This is a genomic window from Microbacterium sp. 01T413_2, from assembly GCF_056398985.1.
Map to the genome: position 1 here is coordinate 1 of NZ_JBFTQL010000040.1, position 19,722 is coordinate 19,722.

At 70.1% G+C, this 19,722-nt stretch carries 22 protein-coding genes; 9 read left to right on the forward strand and 13 right to left on the reverse strand.

What is annotated here, in order from left to right; translation table 11 throughout:
* From AC1DMN_RS16765 to AC1DMN_RS16780, 4 genes are all read left to right on the forward strand, one after another.
* Nucleotides 1–784, forward strand: a 784-nt coding sequence (locus AC1DMN_RS16765; RefSeq protein ID WP_477384634.1) for an ABC transporter permease, incomplete at its 5' end; no start/stop codon positions are given.
* Nucleotide 785: 1 nt separating this feature from the next.
* Nucleotides 786–2,042, forward strand: coding sequence for a sensor histidine kinase (locus AC1DMN_RS16770; protein ID WP_441978369.1), 1,257 nt, complete (start codon nucleotides 786–788; stop codon nucleotides 2,040–2,042).
* 2 nt (nucleotides 2,043–2,044) lie between these two features.
* Nucleotides 2,045–2,662, forward strand: a complete 618-nt coding sequence (locus AC1DMN_RS16775) for a response regulator transcription factor (RefSeq protein WP_477231198.1) — start codon at nucleotides 2,045–2,047, stop codon at nucleotides 2,660–2,662.
* Between the two features lie 56 nt (nucleotides 2,663–2,718).
* On the forward strand, nucleotides 2,719–3,879 hold the full coding sequence (locus AC1DMN_RS16780) for a polysaccharide deacetylase family protein (protein WP_477231178.1): 1,161 nt from the start codon (nucleotides 2,719–2,721) through the stop codon (nucleotides 3,877–3,879).
* A gap of 54 nt (nucleotides 3,880–3,933) precedes the next feature.
* Here the strand turns inward: AC1DMN_RS16780 and AC1DMN_RS16785 are convergent, their stop codons facing one another.
* Nucleotides 3,934–5,103 (reverse strand): glycosyltransferase, encoded by a 1,170-nt coding sequence (locus tag AC1DMN_RS16785; protein WP_477231179.1) that lies wholly within the window; start codon nucleotides 5,101–5,103, stop codon nucleotides 3,934–3,936.
* Between the two features lie 171 nt (nucleotides 5,104–5,274).
* On the opposite strand from AC1DMN_RS16785, the gene AC1DMN_RS16790 reads away from it, so the two are divergent.
* The 3 genes from AC1DMN_RS16790 (at nucleotide 5,275) to AC1DMN_RS16800 (ending at nucleotide 8,802) form a co-directional block, all read left to right on the forward strand.
* Complete coding sequence (locus tag AC1DMN_RS16790; RefSeq protein WP_440733191.1) at nucleotides 5,275–5,538, forward strand: glutaredoxin family protein; 264 nt, start codon at nucleotides 5,275–5,277, stop codon at nucleotides 5,536–5,538.
* 67 nt (nucleotides 5,539–5,605) lie between these two features.
* On the forward strand, nucleotides 5,606–6,982 hold the full coding sequence (locus AC1DMN_RS16795) for an MFS transporter (protein ID WP_477384636.1): 1,377 nt from the start codon (nucleotides 5,606–5,608) through the stop codon (nucleotides 6,980–6,982).
* Nucleotides 6,983–7,077: 95 nt separating this feature from the next.
* Nucleotides 7,078–8,802, forward strand: coding sequence for an aldehyde dehydrogenase family protein (locus AC1DMN_RS16800; protein ID WP_477231181.1), 1,725 nt, complete (start codon nucleotides 7,078–7,080; stop codon nucleotides 8,800–8,802).
* A gap of 166 nt (nucleotides 8,803–8,968) precedes the next feature.
* Here AC1DMN_RS16800 and ypfJ read toward each other — a convergent pair whose 3' ends face one another.
* On the reverse strand, nucleotides 8,969–9,856 hold the full coding sequence (gene ypfJ / locus AC1DMN_RS16805) for a KPN_02809 family neutral zinc metallopeptidase (protein ID WP_477231182.1): 888 nt from the start codon (nucleotides 9,854–9,856) through the stop codon (nucleotides 8,969–8,971).
* Nucleotides 9,857–9,941: 85 nt separating this feature from the next.
* On the opposite strand from ypfJ, the gene AC1DMN_RS16810 reads away from it, so the two are divergent.
* Complete coding sequence (locus tag AC1DMN_RS16810) at nucleotides 9,942–10,934, forward strand: malate dehydrogenase (RefSeq protein ID WP_477231183.1); 993 nt, start codon at nucleotides 9,942–9,944, stop codon at nucleotides 10,932–10,934.
* 74 nt (nucleotides 10,935–11,008) lie between these two features.
* On the opposite strand, the gene AC1DMN_RS16815 is transcribed toward AC1DMN_RS16810, so the two are convergent.
* Nucleotides 11,009–12,049, reverse strand: coding sequence for an NAD(P)-dependent alcohol dehydrogenase (locus AC1DMN_RS16815; protein WP_477231184.1), 1,041 nt, complete (start codon nucleotides 12,047–12,049; stop codon nucleotides 11,009–11,011).
* Nucleotides 12,050–12,182: 133 nt separating this feature from the next.
* Between AC1DMN_RS16815 and AC1DMN_RS16820 the strand changes: the two genes are divergently transcribed.
* The gene (locus AC1DMN_RS16820) at nucleotides 12,183–12,668 is read left to right on the forward strand and encodes a recombinase family protein (RefSeq protein ID WP_440733185.1); all 486 of its coding nucleotides are present in this window, start codon (nucleotides 12,183–12,185) and stop codon (nucleotides 12,666–12,668) included.
* 12 nt (nucleotides 12,669–12,680) lie between these two features.
* Here the strand turns inward: AC1DMN_RS16820 and AC1DMN_RS16825 are convergent, their stop codons facing one another.
* From AC1DMN_RS16825 to AC1DMN_RS16870, 10 genes are all read right to left on the reverse strand, one after another.
* Entirely contained in the window at nucleotides 12,681–13,337 is a 657-nt protein-coding gene (locus AC1DMN_RS16825; protein WP_477231185.1) for a hypothetical protein, read from the reverse strand.
* Nucleotides 13,334–13,768: a hypothetical protein gene (locus tag AC1DMN_RS16830; RefSeq protein ID WP_477231186.1), complete on the reverse strand. Its 435-nt coding sequence runs from the start codon at nucleotides 13,766–13,768 to the stop codon at nucleotides 13,334–13,336. The genes AC1DMN_RS16825 and AC1DMN_RS16830 overlap by 4 nt, the downstream gene beginning before the upstream one ends.
* Nucleotides 13,769–13,830: 62 nt before the next feature.
* On the reverse strand, nucleotides 13,831–15,390 hold the full coding sequence (locus AC1DMN_RS16835; protein WP_477231187.1) for an alpha/beta hydrolase family protein: 1,560 nt from the start codon (nucleotides 15,388–15,390) through the stop codon (nucleotides 13,831–13,833).
* Between the two features lie 3 nt (nucleotides 15,391–15,393).
* Entirely contained in the window at nucleotides 15,394–15,675 is a 282-nt protein-coding gene (locus tag AC1DMN_RS16840; RefSeq protein ID WP_477231188.1) for a hypothetical protein, read from the reverse strand.
* Entirely contained in the window at nucleotides 15,672–15,860 is a 189-nt protein-coding gene (locus tag AC1DMN_RS16845; protein ID WP_477231189.1) for a hypothetical protein, read from the reverse strand. The genes AC1DMN_RS16840 and AC1DMN_RS16845 overlap by 4 nt, the downstream gene beginning before the upstream one ends.
* Before the next feature lie 212 nt (nucleotides 15,861–16,072).
* Entirely contained in the window at nucleotides 16,073–16,351 is a 279-nt protein-coding gene (locus tag AC1DMN_RS16850; RefSeq protein ID WP_477384638.1) for a hypothetical protein, read from the reverse strand.
* A gap of 462 nt (nucleotides 16,352–16,813) precedes the next feature.
* Complete coding sequence (locus AC1DMN_RS16855; RefSeq protein ID WP_477231191.1) at nucleotides 16,814–17,455, reverse strand: hypothetical protein; 642 nt, start codon at nucleotides 17,453–17,455, stop codon at nucleotides 16,814–16,816.
* A complete protein-coding gene (locus AC1DMN_RS16860; protein WP_477231192.1) occupies nucleotides 17,455–18,072 on the reverse strand; it encodes a hypothetical protein in 618 nt (205 codons plus the stop codon). Before AC1DMN_RS16860 ends, AC1DMN_RS16855 begins: the two co-directional genes overlap by 1 nt.
* Before the next feature lie 60 nt (nucleotides 18,073–18,132).
* Nucleotides 18,133–19,335 carry a hypothetical protein gene (locus tag AC1DMN_RS16865; RefSeq protein WP_477231193.1) on the reverse strand — a complete coding sequence of 401 codons (1,203 nt, stop codon included), beginning with the start codon at nucleotides 19,333–19,335 and terminating at the stop codon, nucleotides 18,133–18,135.
* Nucleotides 19,335–19,640 carry a hypothetical protein gene (locus tag AC1DMN_RS16870; RefSeq protein ID WP_477231194.1) on the reverse strand — a complete coding sequence of 102 codons (306 nt, stop codon included), beginning with the start codon at nucleotides 19,638–19,640 and terminating at the stop codon, nucleotides 19,335–19,337. Before AC1DMN_RS16870 ends, AC1DMN_RS16865 begins: the two co-directional genes overlap by 1 nt.
* Nucleotides 19,641–19,722 lie beyond the last annotated feature (82 nt).

A 19,722-nucleotide genomic window follows, 5' to 3' on the forward strand; every position in this document is an offset into this window, starting at 1 on the left:
GCGTACCGCCGATGGCGTACCGCCGATGGGCGGCTTCAGCCTCACCTTCCTCGGCGTCGAGCTGAAGCGCCTGTTCCGCAACTCCAGCGTGGTCGTGTTCACGCTCATCTTCCCGATCGCGATGCTCGTCATGATCGGGCTCCCGAACAAGAACACGGCGATCACGAACGTCCCGGTCAACCAGGGCGGCATGTCCGCCGCCGTGCCGATCATGATCTCCATGGCCGTGTACGGCGCGATGGTCGCGAGCACCATGACCGGCGTCTCCGTCGCCGCAGAGCGCGCCCAGGGCTGGAGCAGGCAGCTGCGCCTCACGCCGCTCAACCCGGTCGTCTACATCCTCGTCAAGGTCATCTGCGGGCTGGTTCTCGGCGGCATCGCCGTGCTCGTCACCCTGATCGTCGGCGCCGCACTCGGCATCACCGCCCCGCTCGGCAACCTGATCCTGGCCGGCGTTCTCGCCTGGCTGAGCTCGCTCATGCTGACCAGCCTCGGACTCGCAGTCGGATACGCCTTCCCCGCGCAGAACGCGATGCGCTACCTCGGCCCGATCCTGCCGATCCTGAGCTTCATGGGCGGCCTGTTCGTCCCGCTCGCGGTCATGCCCGAGGCGGTGCAGATCGGCGCCAGGTTCACTCCGCTCTGGGGCATCGCGGAGCTCTCCCAGTCGGCCGTGGTCGGGGTCACCCCCAACGGCTGGGCCGTGCCGAACCTCATCGTGTGGCTCGTCATCTTCACGGCACTGGCCGTGCTGATGTTCCGCCGCGACACCAAGCGCGTCTGACGTGACGGACAGCACCCGCGCCGGGCAGGGCGTGACGGCTCCGGCCGCACGCCCTGCCCGGCGCGAGCGCCGGTTCGGCTTCCTGGGGCGCTTCGGCATCGGTGAGGGCGGCTTCCTGGACGCGCCGCCGCTGGACGGCACCGCCGGGTGGCCGCGGCTGCGCCTCACGCTCGGCGCCCCGGGCGCCAAGCGCTGGTACCCGGGCGCCCTGATCAGCCAGCTGTTCATCGTCGGCTTCATCCTGGTGCCGCTCCTCACCCAGGTCCCCGCCCCCGGATCCTGGTTCTGGGGTCTCGGGGTGGTCGTCTACGGCGCGCTGTTCACGGTGTCGTTCCCCATCGCGATGGCGCTCCCGGATCGCTGGCGCTGGGCCCCGCCCGCCGGCCTCCTGCTGCTGTCGCTGCCGTTCATCCTCGTGCTCGGCCCCGACCTCTCCGGACTCTGGACCTACGTCGCCGTCTCGGCCGCGCTCTGCCTCGGCGGTGGCGGCCGGGCGATGATCGCGGTGCTGGTGGTCTCGGCCGCGGCGCTCGTGATCAACCTCATCGACGGCGCCCTGCAGCCCACGAGCACSCCGCCCTGGACGATGCCGCTCATCATCCTCTCCATCGGCACGCTGATGTCCGCCTTCACGCGCAACCTGCAGACGCTGGCGCAGCTGCGCCGCACCCAGAAGGACCTCGCCGTCGTCGCCGTCGAGGAGGAGCGCAACCGCGTCGCCCGCGACATGCACGACATCCTCGGCCACTCCCTGTCCGCGATCGCCCTGAAGGCGGATCTGGCCGCCAAGCTCGCCGACCGGGATCCGGCCGCGGCGGCGGCGGAGATCCACGAAGTGCAGACCCTCGCCCGAGCCACGCTCAGCGACATGCGCGCCGTCGTCTCCGGCTACCGTCAGGTGCGGATCGCGAGCGAGCTCGCCTCGCTGCGGACGCTGCTGCCCGCCGCGGGCATCACGGCCCACCTCCCCACGACCACGGACGAGGTGCCGGAGCGCAACCGGGAGCTGTTCGGCTGGGCCCTACGCGAGGCCGTCACGAACGTGATCCGCCATGCCGGCGCGACGAACTGCTGGGTGATGCTGAGCCCCGCGCGCATCACGGTCGAGGACGACGGCGTGGGTCCCGCGCCGCGCCGTGCGGACGACCCCGCCGGCACAGGCCTGCACGGGCTCGCCGAGCGTGCGGCCGACGCGGGCGGTGCCCTCACGATCGGCCGCTCCCGTCACGGCGGGTTCCTCCTGGAGGTCACCGCATGACGATGCATGAGCCGATCCGCATCCTGCTCGCCGACGACCAGGCGCTCGTGCGCGGGGCGCTGGCGACCCTGCTCGGCCTGGAGGACGACCTCGTCGTGACCGCCCAGGTCGGCCGCGGCGACGAGGTGCTCGACGCCGCGCGGGAGCACCAGCCCGACATCGCGCTGCTGGATGTCGAGATGCCCGGAATCGACGGACTCACCGCCGCGGCGCAGCTGCGTCAGGCCCTGCCCGGGGTGCGGATCGTGATCGTCACCACGTTCGGACGCGCCGGCTACCTGTCCCGAGCCCTGTCCGCAGGGGTCGCCGGCTACGTGGTCAAGGACACCCCGGCTTCCGAACTCGCCGATGTCGTTCGCCGCGTGATGCGCGGAGAGACCGTGATCGACGCAGCCCTCGCCACGGATGCGCTCACCGCCGGACCGTCGCCGTTGACACCGCGCGAGACCGAGGTGCTGGCAGCCGCCCGTGACGGCGGGACGATCTCTGACGTGGCCCGCTCACTGCATCTGTCCGAGGGCACGACGAGGAACCACCTGTCCTCCGCGATGCAGAAGCTCGAGGCCCGCACGAGGGCCGACGCGGCGCGGATCGCGCAGGAGCGCGGCTGGCTGCTCTGACGGCCTCCCCTCATCGCTTCAGGATCCGTACCCGACGATCCCTTACACTCAGCACCATGACCGGAGGATCATCTGCTTCGTCGCGCTCGTCGCGACCCTCGCCCGCGGTGATCCGCCGTCGTCGACTCGTCGTCGCCCTGATCGCCGTGCTCGCCGTGGCTCTGATCGCGGTCGTCACGACGATCGCCGTGCGTGCCTTCGCGGGCGGCGATAGCCCGAAGGCGGCGACCGGAGTGGCCAGCACGCCGACGCCGAAGCCGACGTCGCTCTCCCCGGTGCAGGCGCTGCTGAAGACCGCCGCCGACCCCGCGAAGGCCTGCGCCGTGTCGTTCGCCGGCGACGGGATCGATCAGCCTCCGATGCTGCAGACCGAGGGCGTGCTGTTCACGGGCCTACCCATCCCCGAGCGAGCCGGATCCGTGTTCGCCGGCTGGTATCCGACGCCGGAGGCTGCGCAGGCGCAGACCCAGACCGACCGTGTGAACGGCTCGCAGCTGACCACGTGCACCGATCACCAGCGCACGCTCCACGCCGCCTGGACCACGCCCGAGCAGAACACCGCCACCGCCGCGAAGATCCCGATCCTGATGTACCACCAGTTCACGACCAAGCCCGAGGGCGAGGACAACTGGCTGCGCAACAACTACGTGTACATCGAGGACTTCAAGGCGCAGATGGACTACGTCGCCTCGCAGAAGTTCTACATGCCCACGTGGGACGAGCTGAACGCCTTCATCGACGGCAAGCTGTTCCTGCCGCAGCACTCGCTCATCATCACCGACGACGATGCGGATCCGACCTGGTTGCAGCTCGCGGTGCCGGTCGTGACCGAGCGGAAGCTGCTGACCACCTCGTTCGTGATCACGGGTGAGCGCAAGGACGGATCGCCCTCCCCCTACGTCCTGCAGCGCTCGCACACCAATGACATGCACCGCGCAGGCGACAACGGCAAGGGCCGGATGGTGAACCTGTCGGCCGACGAGGTCGCCGCCGATCTGGAGGAGTCGGCCAAGGTCCTCGGCGCGAAGGAAGTCATCGCCTATCCCTACGGTCACTACAACGCGACCGCCGAGCAGGGCGTGGCCAAGGCCGGCTTCCTGCTCGCGCGCACGATCGACTTCGGCTACGTGCACATCGGCACGAACAAGCTGGAGCTGCCGGTGGTCCGGATCAACTACGGCGACACCGTCAACGGCCTGAAGAACAACATCGGCTGACGGATCCGGGTTCGGAATACGGGAGACCCCGTGCCGGCGGGCCCTGCCGAGGTGTCACTCCGCGGCGGCGGTCTCCGCCTCGAGTCGCACGCGACGCTCCTCGGCCTTGCGCTCTTGACGCACGGAACGGCGCGGCGCGTAGACCACGAGGGAGTGGAACAGGAAGCGCACGAAGAACGCCGCGATCAGCGTGATCGCCGCCGCGAGGATGCTGGAGATATGCCAGGTCTCGACCATGAGGGCRAGCACCGGGATCCGCACGGCCGCCTCGACGTTGTTGAACGTGAACGACTGGGCGAAGCGCACGCCGATCGCTGCGGCGTCACCGCGCATGTCGTTGAAGACGTAGCGCTCCTGCAGCAGGAAGTTGCCGACGATGGTCACCTCGGCGGCGATGATCGCCGCCCAGACGTACTCCACACCCAGGTGCGTGAGCGCCCACATGATGGCGAGGTTCGCCAGCGCGCCCACACCGCCGATGATCGCGAACAGCGACATCTTGCCGAAGCGCAGCCGGGCGAGGTGCTTGAGGAACTGCATCCCCTGCACGAACGACGCCTTGGACTGGCCGTGCAGCCGCTCGCCGAATTCCATCGGCACCTCGGCGATGCGCACATCCGAGCGCACCAGGATCTCCAGCAGGATCTTGAAGCCGTTCGGACGCAGCGCCGCGGGATCGATCCGACGCCGGTCGACGAGGAAGAAGCCGGTCATCGGATCCGAGGCGCCGGAGAGCCGGATCGGGAACATCGCCTTGGTCAGCAGGGTCGCGCTGCGTGAGACGCCGACGCGCACCGCGCCGGCGAGGCCCCCGTTGTCGCCGCCGCCGATGTAGCGCGAGGCGACGACGACGTCGGCGTCGCCCTCCTCGAAGCGCTCGATCATCTCGGGCAGCAGCTCCGGCGGGTGCTGCAGATCGCCGTCCATGACGATGCAGATGTCGTAGGACGCGGACCGGATCCCTTCGACCACGGCGCCGCCGAGGCCGCCGACCGGCTTGTCGCGGTGCAACAGCCGCACGGGCACCGGCGCGTCGGCCGCGATCCGCCGGATCACGTCCGGGGTGTCGTCCGAGCTGTCGTCGACGAACAGGATCTCGACGTCGCGGTCGGACGCCGCGTCGGAGACGCGCGAGACGAGAGCGGCGATGTTATCGCGCTCGTTGAAGGTCGGAATGATGACCGTCGCTCCGGGGATGATCTCCCCCGCCGACATGTCGCCCATGCCTCTCCCTCCGTACGCCTGCCCGCCATGGTCCCACGCGAAACCATGCGGAACCTGCGCGTTTCCCGTCAGGCACCCTCTCCCATCCAGGCTAACGGGCGGTGAACGACGGGCACACGGCCCTCGCCTCGCACCGAGCCCGAACCCTCGAATCCCCCGTACCCTGGAATCATGACCACCCCCTCCTCTGACACCATCACCATGTTCGGCGCCGACTGGTGCCGGGACTGCATCCGCACGAAGAAGCAGCTCGACGCACTCGGCATCGAGTACACCTACGTCGACCTCGTCGAGGATCCCGCTGCTGCCGACGTCGCCAAGGAGATCTCCGGCCGCACGAACATCCCCGTGGTCGTGTACCCCGACTCGTCGCACCACGTCGAGCCGTCGAACGCGGATGTCGAGGCCAAGCTGCGCGAGCTGTCGCTGATCTGATCCCGTCCTTCGGCTCGGTTGCTGAGCGAGCCGGGGCGAGACGAAGGACGCCGATACACTGGCGCGCATGAGCACCGCCGCTCGCGCCGAGCGAGCCCCCACGCGCCTTCCTGCCCGCACGATCGCCCGGTACGCGATCGGCTCACTCGGCACCGGAGGCTTCGCCACTCTGCCCGGACTGGTGCTCGCGTACTTCCTCACCGACAACCTGGGTGTGGCCGCGATCGTCGCCGGCACGATCGTCACCCTGGCGAAGATCTGGGACGTCGTGATCGACCCCGTGATCGGCGCCTGGTCCGATCGCAGCCTCATCCGCACSGGCAGCCGCAAGCGSTTCATGCTCATCGGGGCATTCACSCTKCCGGTGTTCTTCGCCCTCACSTTCGCSGTGCCSCCGGCGTTCGGCCCGGTCGCSGGMGTGATCTGCGTSCTGSTGGCRTTCCTCGCCACGGCCACCGCGTTCAGCCTGTTCCAGGTGCCGTACATCGCACTGCCTGCCGAGCTCACCTCGAGCTACGACGAGCGCACCCGGCTGCTCAGCTGGCGCGTGATCGTGCTCACCGTCACGATCCTGCTGTTCGGCGGCGGCGGACCCGAGCTGCGCCGCATCACGGGCGACCCGGTCACCGGCTACCTCGTGATGGGCGTGGTGGCGGGCATCGTGATCGGCGTCGGCATGCTCATCGCCGCACGCACGGCCGACGATGCCGTGGCCGTCCCCGCGGCCGTCGAGCACGTCGGGATCCGCGCGCAGTACGCCGCGGGGTTCGCGGCCGTGCGCCGCTCACAGCCGTTCCGCGCGCTGCTCGGCACCTACCTGCTGCAGGCGCTCGCCACCGGCACCATGCTGGCCGGAGCCCAGTACGTGGCGACCTGGGTGATCCGCTCCGAGAGCGCCGTCACGCTGCTGTTCGTCGCGCTGGTGGCACCGGCGGTGATCGCGACCCCGGTCTGGGATCGGCTGTCACGCCGGACCGGCAAGGAGCGCGCGTTCCGGATCTCCTCCACGATCTTCCTCGTCGCCTCCGCCTCGATCGTCATCGCCCTGTGGGCTCCCGGATCCTGGATCTACGCCTCGGTCGCGATCGCCGGGATCGCATACGCGGGCATGCAGACCCTGCCGATGGCGATGCTGCCCGATGTCATCTCGCACGACGAGCGCGACAGCGGTCCGGGCAACGCCGGCACGTTCACCGGCATGTGGACGGCGTCGGAGACCGTGGGCTTCGCGCTCGGCACCACGATCGTCGCGGTCGTGCTGGCGGTCACCGGATACGTCTCGCGCACGGCGAGCGCCGGCGCGGTGAGCGCCGTCGTGCAGCCCGGCAGCGCCGTCACCGGGATCGTGCTGATCTTCAGCATCGTGCCGGCCGTGCTCATGGCGCTGAGCCTCGCGACCCTGGCCCGCTACCGGCTCCGCCGCAGCGACATCGACGACGTGTGACCGGGCTCCGCGAGACATCGACGACCTCGATCGCTGAGACTGAGTCCCACACCGAGCGCGTACGCTGAAGCCAGACCGCGCCGAAGGAGATCCCGATGTCAGACACCCTCGCCGACGACGTCCGCGCACCGATCGAGAGCGCGATCGCCGATCTGAAGAAGGGATCCGCCGCCTGGTCGGCCCTCACCGTCAGCCAGCGCGTCACGCTGCTGCGCGGGGTGCGGCGCACCGTCGCCGCGAACGCACGCGCATGGGCGCGCGCCGCGGCCCGTTCCAAGCAGCTGACCGACGACCACCCGCTGCGCGGCGAGGAGTGGCTGAGCGGCCCCTACGCGACGCTCGGCGCGGTGGACGCCTACATCGAGACGCTCGACCGGATCGCGCACGGCCGCAACCCGCTGGACGGGATCGGGGTCGACCGCACCGCGAGCGGGCAGACCCGCGTGCACGCCTTCCCGCTCCTGGGCGTCGACAAGCTGCTGCTCTCGGGGTTCGCCGGAGAGGTCTGGCTCACCCCCGGGGTCACGCCGGGCGACGCCAGGGCGCGCGCCGGCCTCGCCCAGCGCTCCCCGCAGCCCGGTGACGGCGGCATCGGCCTCGTGCTCGGCGCCGGCAACGTCACCTCGATCCCCGTGCTCGACGTGCTCTACGAACTGCTCGCGCGCGATCGGGTCGTGCTGCTCAAGGTCAACCCGACCCAGGATGCCCTCATGCCGGTGTTCGAGAAGGCCCTCGCTCCGCTCATCGCCCCCGGCTTCCTGCGGATCGTCCGGGGCGCCGGCGACGTCGGTGCGTTCCTCACCGGGCACGACGCCTTCGCGCACGTGCACATCACCGGATCCGCCCCCACTTTCGACGCGATCGTCTGGGGCACGGGGCCGCAGGCCAAGCGCCGCAAGCGGGAGAACCGCCCTGTGCTGAAGAAGCCGATCACGGCCGAGCTCGGCGGCGTCTCGCCGATCATCGTCGTGCCCGGAGAATGGAGCGACGCGGATCTGCGATTCCAGGCCGAGCACGTCGCCACGATGCGCCTGCAGAACGGCGGACACAACTGCATCGCAGGCCAGGTCGTGATCCTGTCCAGCGATTGGGCACAGAAGGACCAGTTCCTGATCGAGCTGCGCCGCGCCTACGCCCTCGCCCCGGAGCGCCCCATCTGGTACCCGCGGTCGGACGAGCGGATGGCGCAGGCGACCGAGGCCTACCCCGACGCCCTCGTGCTTGCGGACCGGCTGCTCGTCGAGCTGGGGGAGGGCGATGACGCCACCGCCCTGGAGCAGACCGAGTACTTCGCTCCGGTGCTGGGCGTGGAGCAGCTGCCCGGCGTGGGGCAGGCGTTCCTGGACGCCGCCGTCGTGCACGCGAACGAGAAGCTGCAGGGCACGCTCGGCGCGAACGTGCTGATCGACCCGACCACGGAGGCGTCGCTCGGCGCCGGCTTCGAGCGGGCCATCACCGCGCTGCACTACGGATCCATCGCTATCAACACCTGGACCGCGTTCGGCTTCATCACCCCCACCGTGACCTGGGGCGCCTTCCCGGGCAACACGATCGCGGATGTCGGCAGCGGGCTCGGCGTCGTGCACAACGCCCTGCTGCTGGCCGACGTCGAGCGCTCCGTGGTGCGCGGGCCGTTCCGGCCGTTCCCCCGGGCGGCGTCGATCGTGCGCGACGGCGGCCGGTTCACGATCCTGCCGAAGCCGCCGTGGTTCGCCTCGTCCCGCACCGCGGCCGAGGTCAGCGAGGGCCTGACCCGGTTCCGCGCCCAGGGCGGCGTGCTCGCGCTGGTGCGCACGCTCGTGCAGGCGATGCGGGCGTAGCGAGGGAACGAGTCGCCGCCCTCCCCCATGGACGTTGAGCGAGGACGCGCGCAGCGCGACCGAGACGAAACGCGGTGACCTCACGAGAGCGCCACGTTTCGTCTCGCTCCGCTCGCTCAACGACCCCGGGGGAGAGAAAGAGCGCTCGCTCAACGACCGCGTGGTCCTACGGCGTGGCCACCGAGAAGGTGTCGCACTGGCCCAGGCCGTTCTTGTAGCCGTTCGCGAACCAGTAGTCGCGCTGCTTGCTGGATCCGTGCGTCCAGCTCTCCGGGTTCGTGTAGCCCGCGGACTGCTGCTGGATGTGGTCGTCGCCGACAGCGGCCGCCGCGTTCAGCGCGTCCTTGATCTGGGCATCCGTCGGCGTCTTCATGTAGGCGACGCCGTTCTTGTCCTTCTCCTGCGTCATGTCGGCGATGAAGGCGCCCGCGTAGCAGTCGGCCTGCAGCTCGGTGCGCACGCCGTTGCTCGTAGGGCCGGTGCCGTTGTTCGGGTACTTCGACATCGTGCCGGTGATGTTCTGGATGTGGTGGCCGTACTCGTGGGCCACGACATAGACCTGGGCCAGGTCGCCCGCCTCGGCGCCGAACTGCTGCTTGAGCAGCTGGAAGAACGTGGGATCGATGTAGACGGTCTGGTCCGAGGGACAGTAGAACGGGCCCACGTCGTTCGATGCCGTGCCGCACGGCGTCGAGGTCGCGCCGTCGACGTTGACCTGGCCCGGGTCGACATAGCCCTTCACATGCTTCGCCCAGTAGTCGTTCAGCACCAGCGATACGGCGGCGACGCGGCAGTCGACGCTGTTGTTCGCATCGGTGCCGGTGTTGCAGCTCTGCACCGATCCGTCCGTGGATCCGCCCTGCTGCTGGCTCTGCGATATGTCCGTCCCGCCGCCGAGGAGGCCGGAGAGGTCGACGCCGGTGAAGGCGCTGATCAGCAGCACGACGACCGCACCGAGGCCGACGACGCCGCCGCCGGCGATCGCCGCCGTGCGACCGCCACTGCGCCGCTGCACCTTGTTGTCTGAGACATCGGCATCCGGGTTGAAGGTCATGAGCACAGTTTTCCACGGTCCGTGCCCTGACGGCGAGGCATAGGCTCGCACTGTGCGTCGCGTCCGCGACCGAAAGGGGTTGAAAGTGACCACCACGGTGACTCTGACCGGAGCCGGCGGGCAGATCGGCTACGCGCTGCTTTTCCGGATCGCGGCCGGCGACATGCTCGGCCCCGACGAGAAGGTGCGGCTGCGGCTGCTCGAGATCCCGGCCGGGATCGCGGCCGCCGAGGGCGCCGCGCTCGAGCTGCAGGACGGTGCGTTCGGGCTCCTCGAGCACGTCGAAGTGACCGATGATCCGGCGGTGGGCTTCGACGGCGCCGACCACGCGCTGCTCGTCGGCGCCCGGCCGCGTGGCCCGGGCATGGAACGCGGCGACCTGCTCGCCGCCAACGGCTCGATCTTCGGTCCGCAGGGTTCCGCGATCGCCGCCCATGCCGCCTCAGGCGTGCGGGTCACGGTCGTCGGAAACCCCGCGAACACGAATGCACTCATCGCAGCGGCCACCGCCGACGGCGTGCCCGCGGAGCGCTTCAGCGCTCTCACCCGGCTCGACGAGAACCGCGCGCGGGGTCAGCTCGCGGCGGCTCTGGACGCCCCCGTCGCCGACATCGCCGGCGTCACGATCTGGGGCAACCACTCCGCCACGCAGTTCCCCGATGTCGCGCACGCGACCGTCGCCGGGCGCCCGGTGCTCGACGCGCTCGCTGAGCAGACCGGCGATGTGCGCGCGTGGCTCGAGAGCACGTTCATCCCGCGGGTCGCGAAGCGCGGCGCCGAGATCATCCAGGTGCGCGGTTCCTCGTCCGTCGCCTCTGCGGCGAGCGCGACCATCGACCACGTGCGCGACTGGGCGCTCGGCACCGGCGAGCGGCGCACCAGCGCCGCCGTCGTCTCGCACGGCGAGTACGGCGTGCCGGAGGGCCTGATCAGTTCGTTCCCGGTGCGCGCCGTCGGCGGCGAATGGCGGATCGTCGAGGGCCTGGACACTGATGGGTGGGCCCGCGAGCGCATCGATCTCTCGGTCGCCGAGCTCGTCGAGGAGCGCGACGCAGTGCGCGCGCTGGGGTTGATCTAGCCTCGTCGAGGGCGCCGCGTTTCGTCTCGCGCCGGCTTCGCCGGTGCTCGCTCAACGACCCCGCGGCGTGGGCTTCAGATCGTCGCGACGTCGATCACGAAGCGGAACTTCACGTCGCTGGCGAGCACGCGCGCATAGGCTTCGTTGATGCCGGCGGCGTCGATGAGCTCGATCTCCGCGGCGAGGCCGTGCTCGGCGCAGAAGTCGAGCATCTCCTGGGTCTCGGCGATGCCGCCGATCGCGGACCCGGCGAGCGAGCGGCGGCGCCCGAGCAGCTGGTTGATCGAGACCGACATCGGCTCCGGACGCGCGCCGACGCAGACGAGCGTGCCGTTGGTGTCGAGCAGACGCAGGTAGTCGTCGAGGGGCAGCGGGGCGCTCACCGTGTTCAGGATCAGATCGAAGGCGAGGCGGTTCCCGGAGAACGTCTCCGGATCCGACGTCGCGAGGTAGCGGTCGGCGCCGAGCCGGATCCCCTCGTCCTTCTTGCGCAGCGACTGCGAGAGCACCGTGACCTCGGCGCCCAGGGCGTGCGCGATCTGGACCGCCATGTGTCCGAGCCCGCCCAGGCCCACGACGGCGACGCGGGTGCCGGGGCCGACCTTCCAGTGCCGCAGCGGAGAGTACGTCGTGATGCCCGCGCAGAGCAGCGGCGCCGCACGGTCGAGCGGGATCGTATCCGGGATCCGCAGCACGAACGCCTCGGTGACGACGACCTGCCGGGAGTAGCCGCCCTGGGTGATGGTGCCGTCGCGGTCCGTCGCACCATAGGTGCCGACGGCGCCGCCGGTGCAGTACTGCTCCTCGCCGCGCAGGCACGCGGCGCACTCGCCGCAGGAGTTCACCAGGCAGCCGACCCCCACGCGGTCGCCCACGGCGAAACGCGTGACGTCGGATCCCACGGCGGCGACCGTTCCGGCGATCTCGTGGCCCGGGGCCAGCGGGTAATGCTGCGGCCCCCAGTCCCCCTGCACCGTGTGGATGTCGGAGTGGCAGATGCCCGCGTATGCGATGTCGATCACCACGTCGAGCGGACCGGGCTCACGGCGCTCGATCGTGGTCGAGACGAGAGGCGCACCCTCGCTCGGTGCGGCGTAGGCGGCGACGACGGGCATGGCGCTCCTCGGGGTTCGGGGTGACGGACAGGGCGAGCGTACTCCGCCCGGTGATGGCGCAGCTCCATCCGCACCGCCGGCGGACGCCGATGTCCGTGGGAGAAGGCACAATAGACACGGAGAGGCGGATCACATGGAATCGACCACGCACGCGCGCGGCGATGCGGATGGCACCACGGGTGCGCCGCTCGATGCGGCCCTCACCAGCCCGCTGCACCTTCCGCACGCGGCCGCGGAGTGCCCTAAGTGCTTCACCGAGCTGCAGCAGAACCGCGACTGGTGGTCGGCCAAGCCCGACGGGTCCCGTCTGGTCGGCCTCGTCGTCGCCCGCGACGGCATGCCCTCCGTGGTGCAGCAGCGCGACGACCTCACCCGCTTCGGCGTGCCGATCGAGGGGTTCCGCCACCCCGCCCCGGACATCCTGGAGAGCTGGACGGATCGCATCGGCCGGCTCATCGACACCCTCCGACCGGGCGATGTGCTGGTCGTGGCGAACATCCACGCCCTCGGCCGCGACATCGACGAAGAGGCGCGCACCGTCGCGGCCCTGCGCCGGCACGGCGTGATGGTGAAGGTGCTCAGCCACGACGCCCGCCACCTGGCCGACGCCGGCCGCTGAGCGCAGCGCGCGTCAGCGTCCCCGCGCGCTCCCGCCGACGAGCTGCTCTCGGAGCGAATCCGGTCGCTCGTCACTGAAGTACGACACCGCGATGAACTCGTCGAACAGCGCGCACATCATGTTCTCCAGGTCACCCAGCGGCGTGGAGAACCGCACCATCAGCATCTGCTTGGTCCCGGGAACCGAAACCCAGTAGTCGGCGACGAGGCGGGAGATGCCGTCCTCCTCACCGCCCACGACCTCTTCGACGCGGTGCGTGCGCAACGCAGGACCTCCCGGACCGCGCACCTCGACCATCGAGGCGTGCGCCACGGGATCGAGCTGCTTCAAGGCCTCCGCCATCACCGCCAGCACCGCCCGCGGTGCGGTGCCGATCGCGGGACTCATCCGCAGGTCGGCCGGCTCGAAGACGAGCAGGGTCACGGGCAGCGGCGCGCCCGGCGCGATCTCGGTGGAGAACATGATGGCGCGCACGTCGCCCTCCGCGCCCGCGGCGACGGCGTCGCCCAGCTGACTCCGCACGCGTCGCCGCTCCGGGGCGCGATCATCGGCCGCGCCGACGGCGTCCTTCGCGATCCGGCGGATGGATGCCGTGGTGGCGTCCGCGCGGGACAGATCGACGGAGTACCAGCGCCCGGGGAGACGGAAACGCAGGCGGCGGTCATTCACTCGGGCGCCGTCCAGGCTCCATAGCGGGAAGCCATTCCGGTCAGGGAGACGCCGGCCTGGCCTGCGTCTCGCACCCTCAGCGGATCCAGGGTGTCCGCGGCGGCCCGCAGATCGACGACCTCGTGGCCCGCGTCGGTATCCGCTCCCGCGGTCAGCTTGATCGTGTTCGGCTCCCAGGGCAGCCGCTGCCAGATCGCCTCGACGACCGCATCCAGCTCCGCCGGGGTGAGGGGTTCGGCGGAGTCCGTGACGAGTCCCGCACTGAACCGGTATCCGAAGCCGTTGCGGGATCGAGAGGAGTCGCGCACCTCCACGACTCTCGGCACCGCCCTGGTCACCGCGTCCGCCACGCCTCCGTAGTCCACCGTCGTCTCCTCTGAATGCTCGGGGCTCTGCGGCACGACGCTGCAACCCACCAGCGCACCGCCCATCAGTGATCCTGCCAGCAGGACGGCGACCAGACCGCGCCTCCCGGCGCCCTGTCCCCTCATCATCATTCGCTCCAGTGGTAGTAGGAGGTGTCCACGTACCCATTCTCAGCGAAGAAGTTCGCGAGATCGGGGTGGGCCGCCTGCACCTCGGCGAGATGCTGCTCGTAGGTGGTCGAATAGTCGTCGGCGTTGTGGGCGCCCGCGTCGACGCCCAGAACCGGGTTCGGCTCCGGCGGATCGACACGGATCGTCGTCCAGTTCGATCCGTGCGGGATGCTGTCGAAGTCGCCGGCGATGGCATCCAGGCGCGGCACGGGGTCGCCGTTGTGCTGCACCGAGACGACGTCCACCGAGTCCGGGATGGGCATGTGGTCGATAGGAGCTCCCGAGACCACCACCGCCTGCCAGTTGTAGTCGGAGTTGTACGCCGCGAGATGGCCCGCCATGATCCCGCCCTGGCTGAACCCGACGAGCATGACCGGGTCGTCGGGGTTGATCCCCGCCTGGTCCATCGCCTCCAGCACCGCCCGCTCGTACTGCGTCTGCAGCGCAGGCGTCAGCATCAGCGCCAGGTTGCTGTCCAGGTCGTTCACCGCGCCCTGGTCACCGAACCGCGACAGCCACTCCTGGGTGCTCGGCAGGGTGACGGTGTAGTACCAGCCGTCGGGGCCGAGCACCTTGGTGATCTTCACGACCGTGTCGGTCTCCTTGCCGAGCTCGTCGACCTCGCCCGTCCCGTCCAGCACCGTCGCCAGAGTCGGGTCCTTCGGCCTGTCCTCCGGATGGGCGTACGGGTCGGTCTCGCTCACCTTCGGAGTGTCCTTCAGCACGTCCGACAGCACGCTCCAGATGAGGAACGCCGCCAGCGCGACGGCGATCACCGCTCCGATGATGAGGCCGATCGTGCCGAACAACGCTCCGATCGCCACGATGAGGAGGAGAACGAGGAGCGCTCCCAGGATCGCCACGATCGTGTCGGCGATCTTCTTGAGCAGGTTCACGACGTCCTGAAGGAAGTCGCCGATCCAGTCGGCGATGCCGGCCAGGAAGTCTCCGATGTCGGAGAAGAAGTCGCCGACCTTGTCCCAGAACCCCTCGTTCGTGGAGTCGATCGCCGCATCGATCCTGCGGATCGCCGTCTCGGCGGCGCGGTTCATCGCTTCGCGGGCGGCATCGATCCGCGCACGGGCGGATCCGACGGCAGCACCGGCGTCGTCCGCAGCACGCCGTGCGCCGGGGACCTGATCGGTGAGAGAGGGCGAAGGCTCGTCCGCAGCCTTCACCCGGTCGTTGAGGTCCTCCAGCGTGCGGTCGGCGCGCCCCTGCGCGACCAGCGCCTCGTCGAGGTCGTCCTGCGCGCGGTGCGCATCCTCGTGCGCCGCGGTGAGCGCGACGGCGTACTCGGTGATCGCTTCCGCTGTCCCCTTGTAGCGGGGATGGATCCTCTCCAGATCCGAGGAGATCTGCTCATTCTGCGCGTAGAGGGCCTTGATGGCCTTCCCCTCGTCGTCTTCGACGATGCCGCGCAGCTCGTAAATGACGCCGAGGATCACCTCGGCCGACGCCACGAGACTTGCGGCGCGGGATGTCAGCTCGGCCGGACGCCCGGGAAGCACGCTCATGCTCTACTTCTCCCCGTCCCGTGCCATCTTCGTGTCCAGGTCGCGGAACGTGTCGACGATCGCCTGCATGAAGTCGGCCTGCGAGCGCAGGTTGTCGCGCAGGTCCTCGCGCGCGATGTCCCACTTGCCGCCGAAATCCTCGATCTTGTCGGCGAGGCCGTCGTGCCCGGTGAGGCCGCCGAGATCGTCCGCGAACTCCTCCGCCTTGTCGAAGGTCGTCGCGAGCCCCTTGGCCGTGTGCGCGGTCGACTCCAGCCGTGCGAGATCCATCCTGACGTCGGTCATCGTGCGGCCCCCTCGTCCCGCAGGTCTGCTCGCGCCGCACGCCCGGCCCCGACCGAGCGCAGCCAGGCGCCGAGAGCGGCATCGGCCGCCCTCACCTCGGCGCGCAGAGCCGCGGCGTCCGCCAACGAGGCTGGCACGCGCACGTGCAGTCGATCTCGTGCGGCCTTCAGCGCCTCTTCCGGCATCGTGTGACTCCTTCATCACGGAGTAGCGCAGGGGACCGGCCGAAGCCGGCCGGTCCGTGGAAGCATCTCGCGGCAGGTGTCAGAAGACGCACCGAGATCGGCCATCATCCACCCCCGGTCGTCGTTTCGACAGGGCCCCTCCGGCCCGACAGGACGAACCTAACAACCCCTCGACGACCCCGTCGATGGGGACAACTCCCCATCGGGCGCGGTCAGCTCCGCGGCAGCACCGAACGGATCTCGATCTCGCCGTCGTAGCCGAGCCAGGCGAGCCAGGCGGACGGCGTCATGGTCCTGGCCTGGGCGATCGTGGCAGACGACGCGCCCTTCTCGGCGAGCCGATCGAGCCGTCGCTGCCAGTCCTGCTGCATCGCGGCCGACGCCTTCGTGACGGCCAGCCGTTCGGCGATGYGGCGCAGCTCGCGGAGCGCGTCGTCGCGACGCTCGGCTGGTGCAGCGGACTGCAGGATGGAGCGCCGCCGCCGCGGCACCCGCGATGAGAGCGATCGTGGCGCTCAGTTGCGGGTCGCTGAACGCGTTCTTGCGGTCGGCGGGGCCGAGCTCGACGACGAGCACGAGGGCGGCGATGAGACCCGCGGCGACGAGCGCCGCCCAGATCCAGCGCCAGACGCGAGCGGACGTCTGCGGAGTGCGCTCCGCGGTCGCCACGGCTCGGGCGCGGGAAGCTGAGGCCGCCCGTGCAGCGACCTGCTGCCGCCGGCGCCGGTGCAGGTCGCCCACCGCAGCGAACAGGTCGGATGCACCGTCGGTGCCTTGCATCGCCTGCACGCTTCACGCCCGACGGCGCGCACCTCCGCATCCTCGCCGAGAAGACGGACGACCGGCTTCATGACGCGAGCGCCGGGATGAGTGGGCGATCGATGCCTTCGACCGCCGCCGATCCTTCACGACGCCTCGGATCCCGCCGCTTCTGCCGGCGCGCGCGGCGCGTGTCAGCCAGCTGTCGCACCGCCGGACGCTGCGCCGAGCCGCCACCCCTCCTGAGCCGGTGAGGCGAGCGCATCGAGACGCTGGGCCTTGGCGACGTCCTCGCGGGGCACGAAGCCCTCCACCCAGGACTCCGCCAGCAGGGCGTCGGCGATGGCCTCCACGAGGCCGAGTCCGAGAGGCGCGACCGGGCCGAGCAGCGCGGCCACCGTCATGCCGGATCCGAAGAACAACCAGCGCCGGGTCGAGAAGTCCGCGCCGTCTTCGCGCTGGGCGAGGCCCGAGGAGAAGCCGGTGCCGAGGTGCGTCGTGGTGACGACGGTCGGCGTGGGCGGCAGGAGGGCGGAGGGCTGCCAGAGGAAGTCGGCCTGCTCGCGTTCATCCAGCTCGTGCGGTACGACGAACAGCAGCAGCGGGGCGAGCATGGCACCGTCCGCTCCGATCAGCAGAAGCAGGCGCGAGTCGTCGTCGGCGAGCACCGTGAGCCGGTCGAGCGCGCTCGCGACGCCCTGCCGAAGCTGATCGCCGCCGCCGACGCGGGCTGCGAACGCGGCAGCCGTCTGCTCGGCCCAGGTGGCGCGTTCCGCGACGGGCAGCACCGGGACCGGGATGCTGCGGTCCTCGTCGTAGGCGATCGTGATCTGCATCACTGCTCCAGCCAGGCGAAACTCGCCACGTGCACGTCGAACAGGGTTCGCCAGGCGATGAGGCTCGGGTGGTCGTCCGGCATGTCGGCATCGTGCGCCACGGTCACCGTCCACTGCACGGCTTCGGTGCGGCGTGATCCGGGGATCGGGATGAGGTAGGTGATGAGCAGCGTCGTCGCGTCCTCACCGTCGACGGTCACCCGCTTGCGCTCGGTCCAGCGGACGATGCGGTGGTCGTCGCCGATCGGCTCGGCAGCGTGGTGAACGATCGCGTACTGCACGATCTGGTCGAGGGTGAGCTCGGGCGTCGCCGTGCGCTTGGTGCCGACGAGGCTGGCCGCCCCGATCGCCCAGGTCGGCGAGGCCTCCCCCGGGAAGGCGTAGGCGAAGCCGCCGCGTGCGCGCAGCTGCGTGAACACATCGCGCACCTGATCACGCAGCAACGGCCCGAGTGCTGTGTTGCCCACGGATCGCAGCCGTGCATCGGCGCGTCCGAGCAGGTCGCCTTCGGTGGCCGCACTCAGATCGTGCGCCTCCCACCCCGCGGGGATGAGCATCCGATACGGCGGGATCACGGTTCCGGTCTCGCCGAGCAGCTCGGCGCGCAGACTGTTCATCGGATCATCCTCTCGCGCGCACAGGTGCGCGCCGCATCGTACCCACGGCGTGTGCCGCGGTCATCCGAACGGGTTCTGGCCCGGAGCGAACGCGCCTCCCCAGGCGCCACCGGCACTGTCCTTGATGCCCCCCGCGATCGCGAAATGCGATGCGAAGACGTTGCCGACCATGTCGAGCGTCTTCAGCCCGCCCTCGATCTCGAGGAGGTCGGACGCCCCGTTGCCCGTGAAGAGCTTCGCGCAGAAGTCGCCGACACGCTCCGTGGCGGTCAGTCCCTCGAGGCCGTTGAGTCCCGATGCCCATCCGCGTACGCTCGTCGCCCCGCGCCCGGTGAGCCGGAGGAGATCGGCGCCGAACTCCGCTTCGTGCAGCGCGGCCGCCGGCCCGCGAAGGAACTTGGCTGCGGGTCCGAGCACGGGTATGACGCCGATCACGCCGAACACGACATCGAGCACGCTTCCCTCACCGCGCGCCAGGCGGGCGACGGCCACCACGAGGGTCGCGATCGCGACCACCGCGGCGAGGGCGGCGATGATCGGACCGCCCACGACGATCGCGAGCACGGCGAGCACCATGCCGGCGACGGCGAGGAAGTCGGACGCCCACTGCAGGAAGCCCCGCATGTCGTCATCCCAGGAGTCCTTGATCTTGCCCGACATGTCGTCGTGGATCCCGTTCGCGGCGTGCATGAACGCGCCGTGCCAGGTGTCCCACTCCTTGTCGAAGTCCTTCGCCCGATCCGTCCAGGCCTGACGCGCGGAGGTCGCGAGCCCGGCCGCCGCAGTCGCCGCATCGTGCTGCTTGTCCTCCGCCTGCTGGCGCAGAGTCTCATCGTTCGCGTCGTCCCCGGTCGGATACTTCGGCTGCGCGGCGTGCGCATCCATCGCGTCCCCCTGCTTGTGCAGGTAGGTCTGCCACAGCTCGACCAGATCCCCGAGGATCGGGTCGATCGCGTTCTTGGCGGTCTCCAGATCCGTCGCATAGCCGGAGATGTACGGCGCCACCGCGTGGTACAGCTCGGCGGCCCTGCCCAGCTCGGCGTAGACGTCCTTCGCGCTCGAGGCGAGCTTGTCGATCGCCTCGCCCTTCATGTCGGAACCGTCCTCGACGAGGCTCTGCAGCAGCTTCGACGACGTGGTCATCTCGGTCGCGAGAGTGGTGAGATCGGTGCCGCGCTGGCGGATCGCACCGACGTCGCCGTCGATGTGGCCGAGACGGTGGTGCGCGGGCGAGAACGCGGGCATCGCCTCGTAGTACGTCATCAGGACCCCTTCTTGTCGAACTTGTCGGCGGCCTGCTTGTCCCAGTCCTTGAAGCCCTTGATGACGGCGTCGAGGTGCTCCTGCACGGTCTTGCAGTTGTCCTTGAGCGCCTTGCGGCGGTCGTCCCAGCGCCCCTCGAAGTCATGGGCCGCGTCGTGCAGCTTGCGCTCGCCGTACGGCTCGCCGACCGCGTCCTGGAGCGCGTTGCGGCGGGATCCCGCCTCGTCGAACTCCGTGATGATGTCGGTCAGCGCCTTCTGCAGCGGCTCCAGCTCGCTGTACTTGACCTTCACTCCGTCGCCCATGGGCCCTCCGATCCCTTGCTACCGTTCGAACCTATCCCGGCGGCGCGGCCCCTCGCGATGGGGAGCACTCCCCATGCCGCGG

Coding starts and splice junctions, on each gene's coding strand:
- AC1DMN_RS16775 (WP_477231198.1), top strand. CDS start 2,045: ATGCATGAGCCGATCCGCATCCTGCTCGCCGACGACCAGGCGCTCGTG.
- AC1DMN_RS16780 (WP_477231178.1), top strand. CDS start 2,719: ATGACCGGAGGATCATCTGCTTCGTCGCGCTCGTCGCGACCCTCGCCC.
- AC1DMN_RS16790 (WP_440733191.1), top strand. CDS start 5,275: ATGACCACCCCCTCCTCTGACACCATCACCATGTTCGGCGCCGACTGG.
- AC1DMN_RS16800 (WP_477231181.1), top strand. CDS start 7,078: ATGTCAGACACCCTCGCCGACGACGTCCGCGCACCGATCGAGAGCGCG.
- ypfJ (WP_477231182.1), bottom strand. CDS start 9,856: ATGACCTTCAACCCGGATGCCGATGTCTCAGACAACAAGGTGCAGCGG.
- AC1DMN_RS16815 (WP_477231184.1), bottom strand. CDS start 12,049: ATGCCCGTCGTCGCCGCCTACGCCGCACCGAGCGAGGGTGCGCCTCTC.
- AC1DMN_RS16820 (WP_440733185.1), top strand. CDS start 12,183: ATGGAATCGACCACGCACGCGCGCGGCGATGCGGATGGCACCACGGGT.
- AC1DMN_RS16830 (WP_477231186.1), bottom strand. CDS start 13,768: ATGGGCGGTGCGCTGGTGGGTTGCAGCGTCGTGCCGCAGAGCCCCGAG.
- AC1DMN_RS16835 (WP_477231187.1), bottom strand. CDS start 15,390: ATGAGCGTGCTTCCCGGGCGTCCGGCCGAGCTGACATCCCGCGCCGCA.
- AC1DMN_RS16840 (WP_477231188.1), bottom strand. CDS start 15,675: ATGACCGACGTCAGGATGGATCTCGCACGGCTGGAGTCGACCGCGCAC.
- AC1DMN_RS16845 (WP_477231189.1), bottom strand. CDS start 15,860: ATGCCGGAAGAGGCGCTGAAGGCCGCACGAGATCGACTGCACGTGCGC.
- AC1DMN_RS16855 (WP_477231191.1), bottom strand. CDS start 17,455: ATGCAGATCACGATCGCCTACGACGAGGACCGCAGCATCCCGGTCCCG.
- AC1DMN_RS16860 (WP_477231192.1), bottom strand. CDS start 18,072: ATGAACAGTCTGCGCGCCGAGCTGCTCGGCGAGACCGGAACCGTGATC.
- AC1DMN_RS16865 (WP_477231193.1), bottom strand. CDS start 19,335: ATGACGTACTACGAGGCGATGCCCGCGTTCTCGCCCGCGCACCACCGT.
- AC1DMN_RS16870 (WP_477231194.1), bottom strand. CDS start 19,640: ATGGGCGACGGAGTGAAGGTCAAGTACAGCGAGCTGGAGCCGCTGCAG.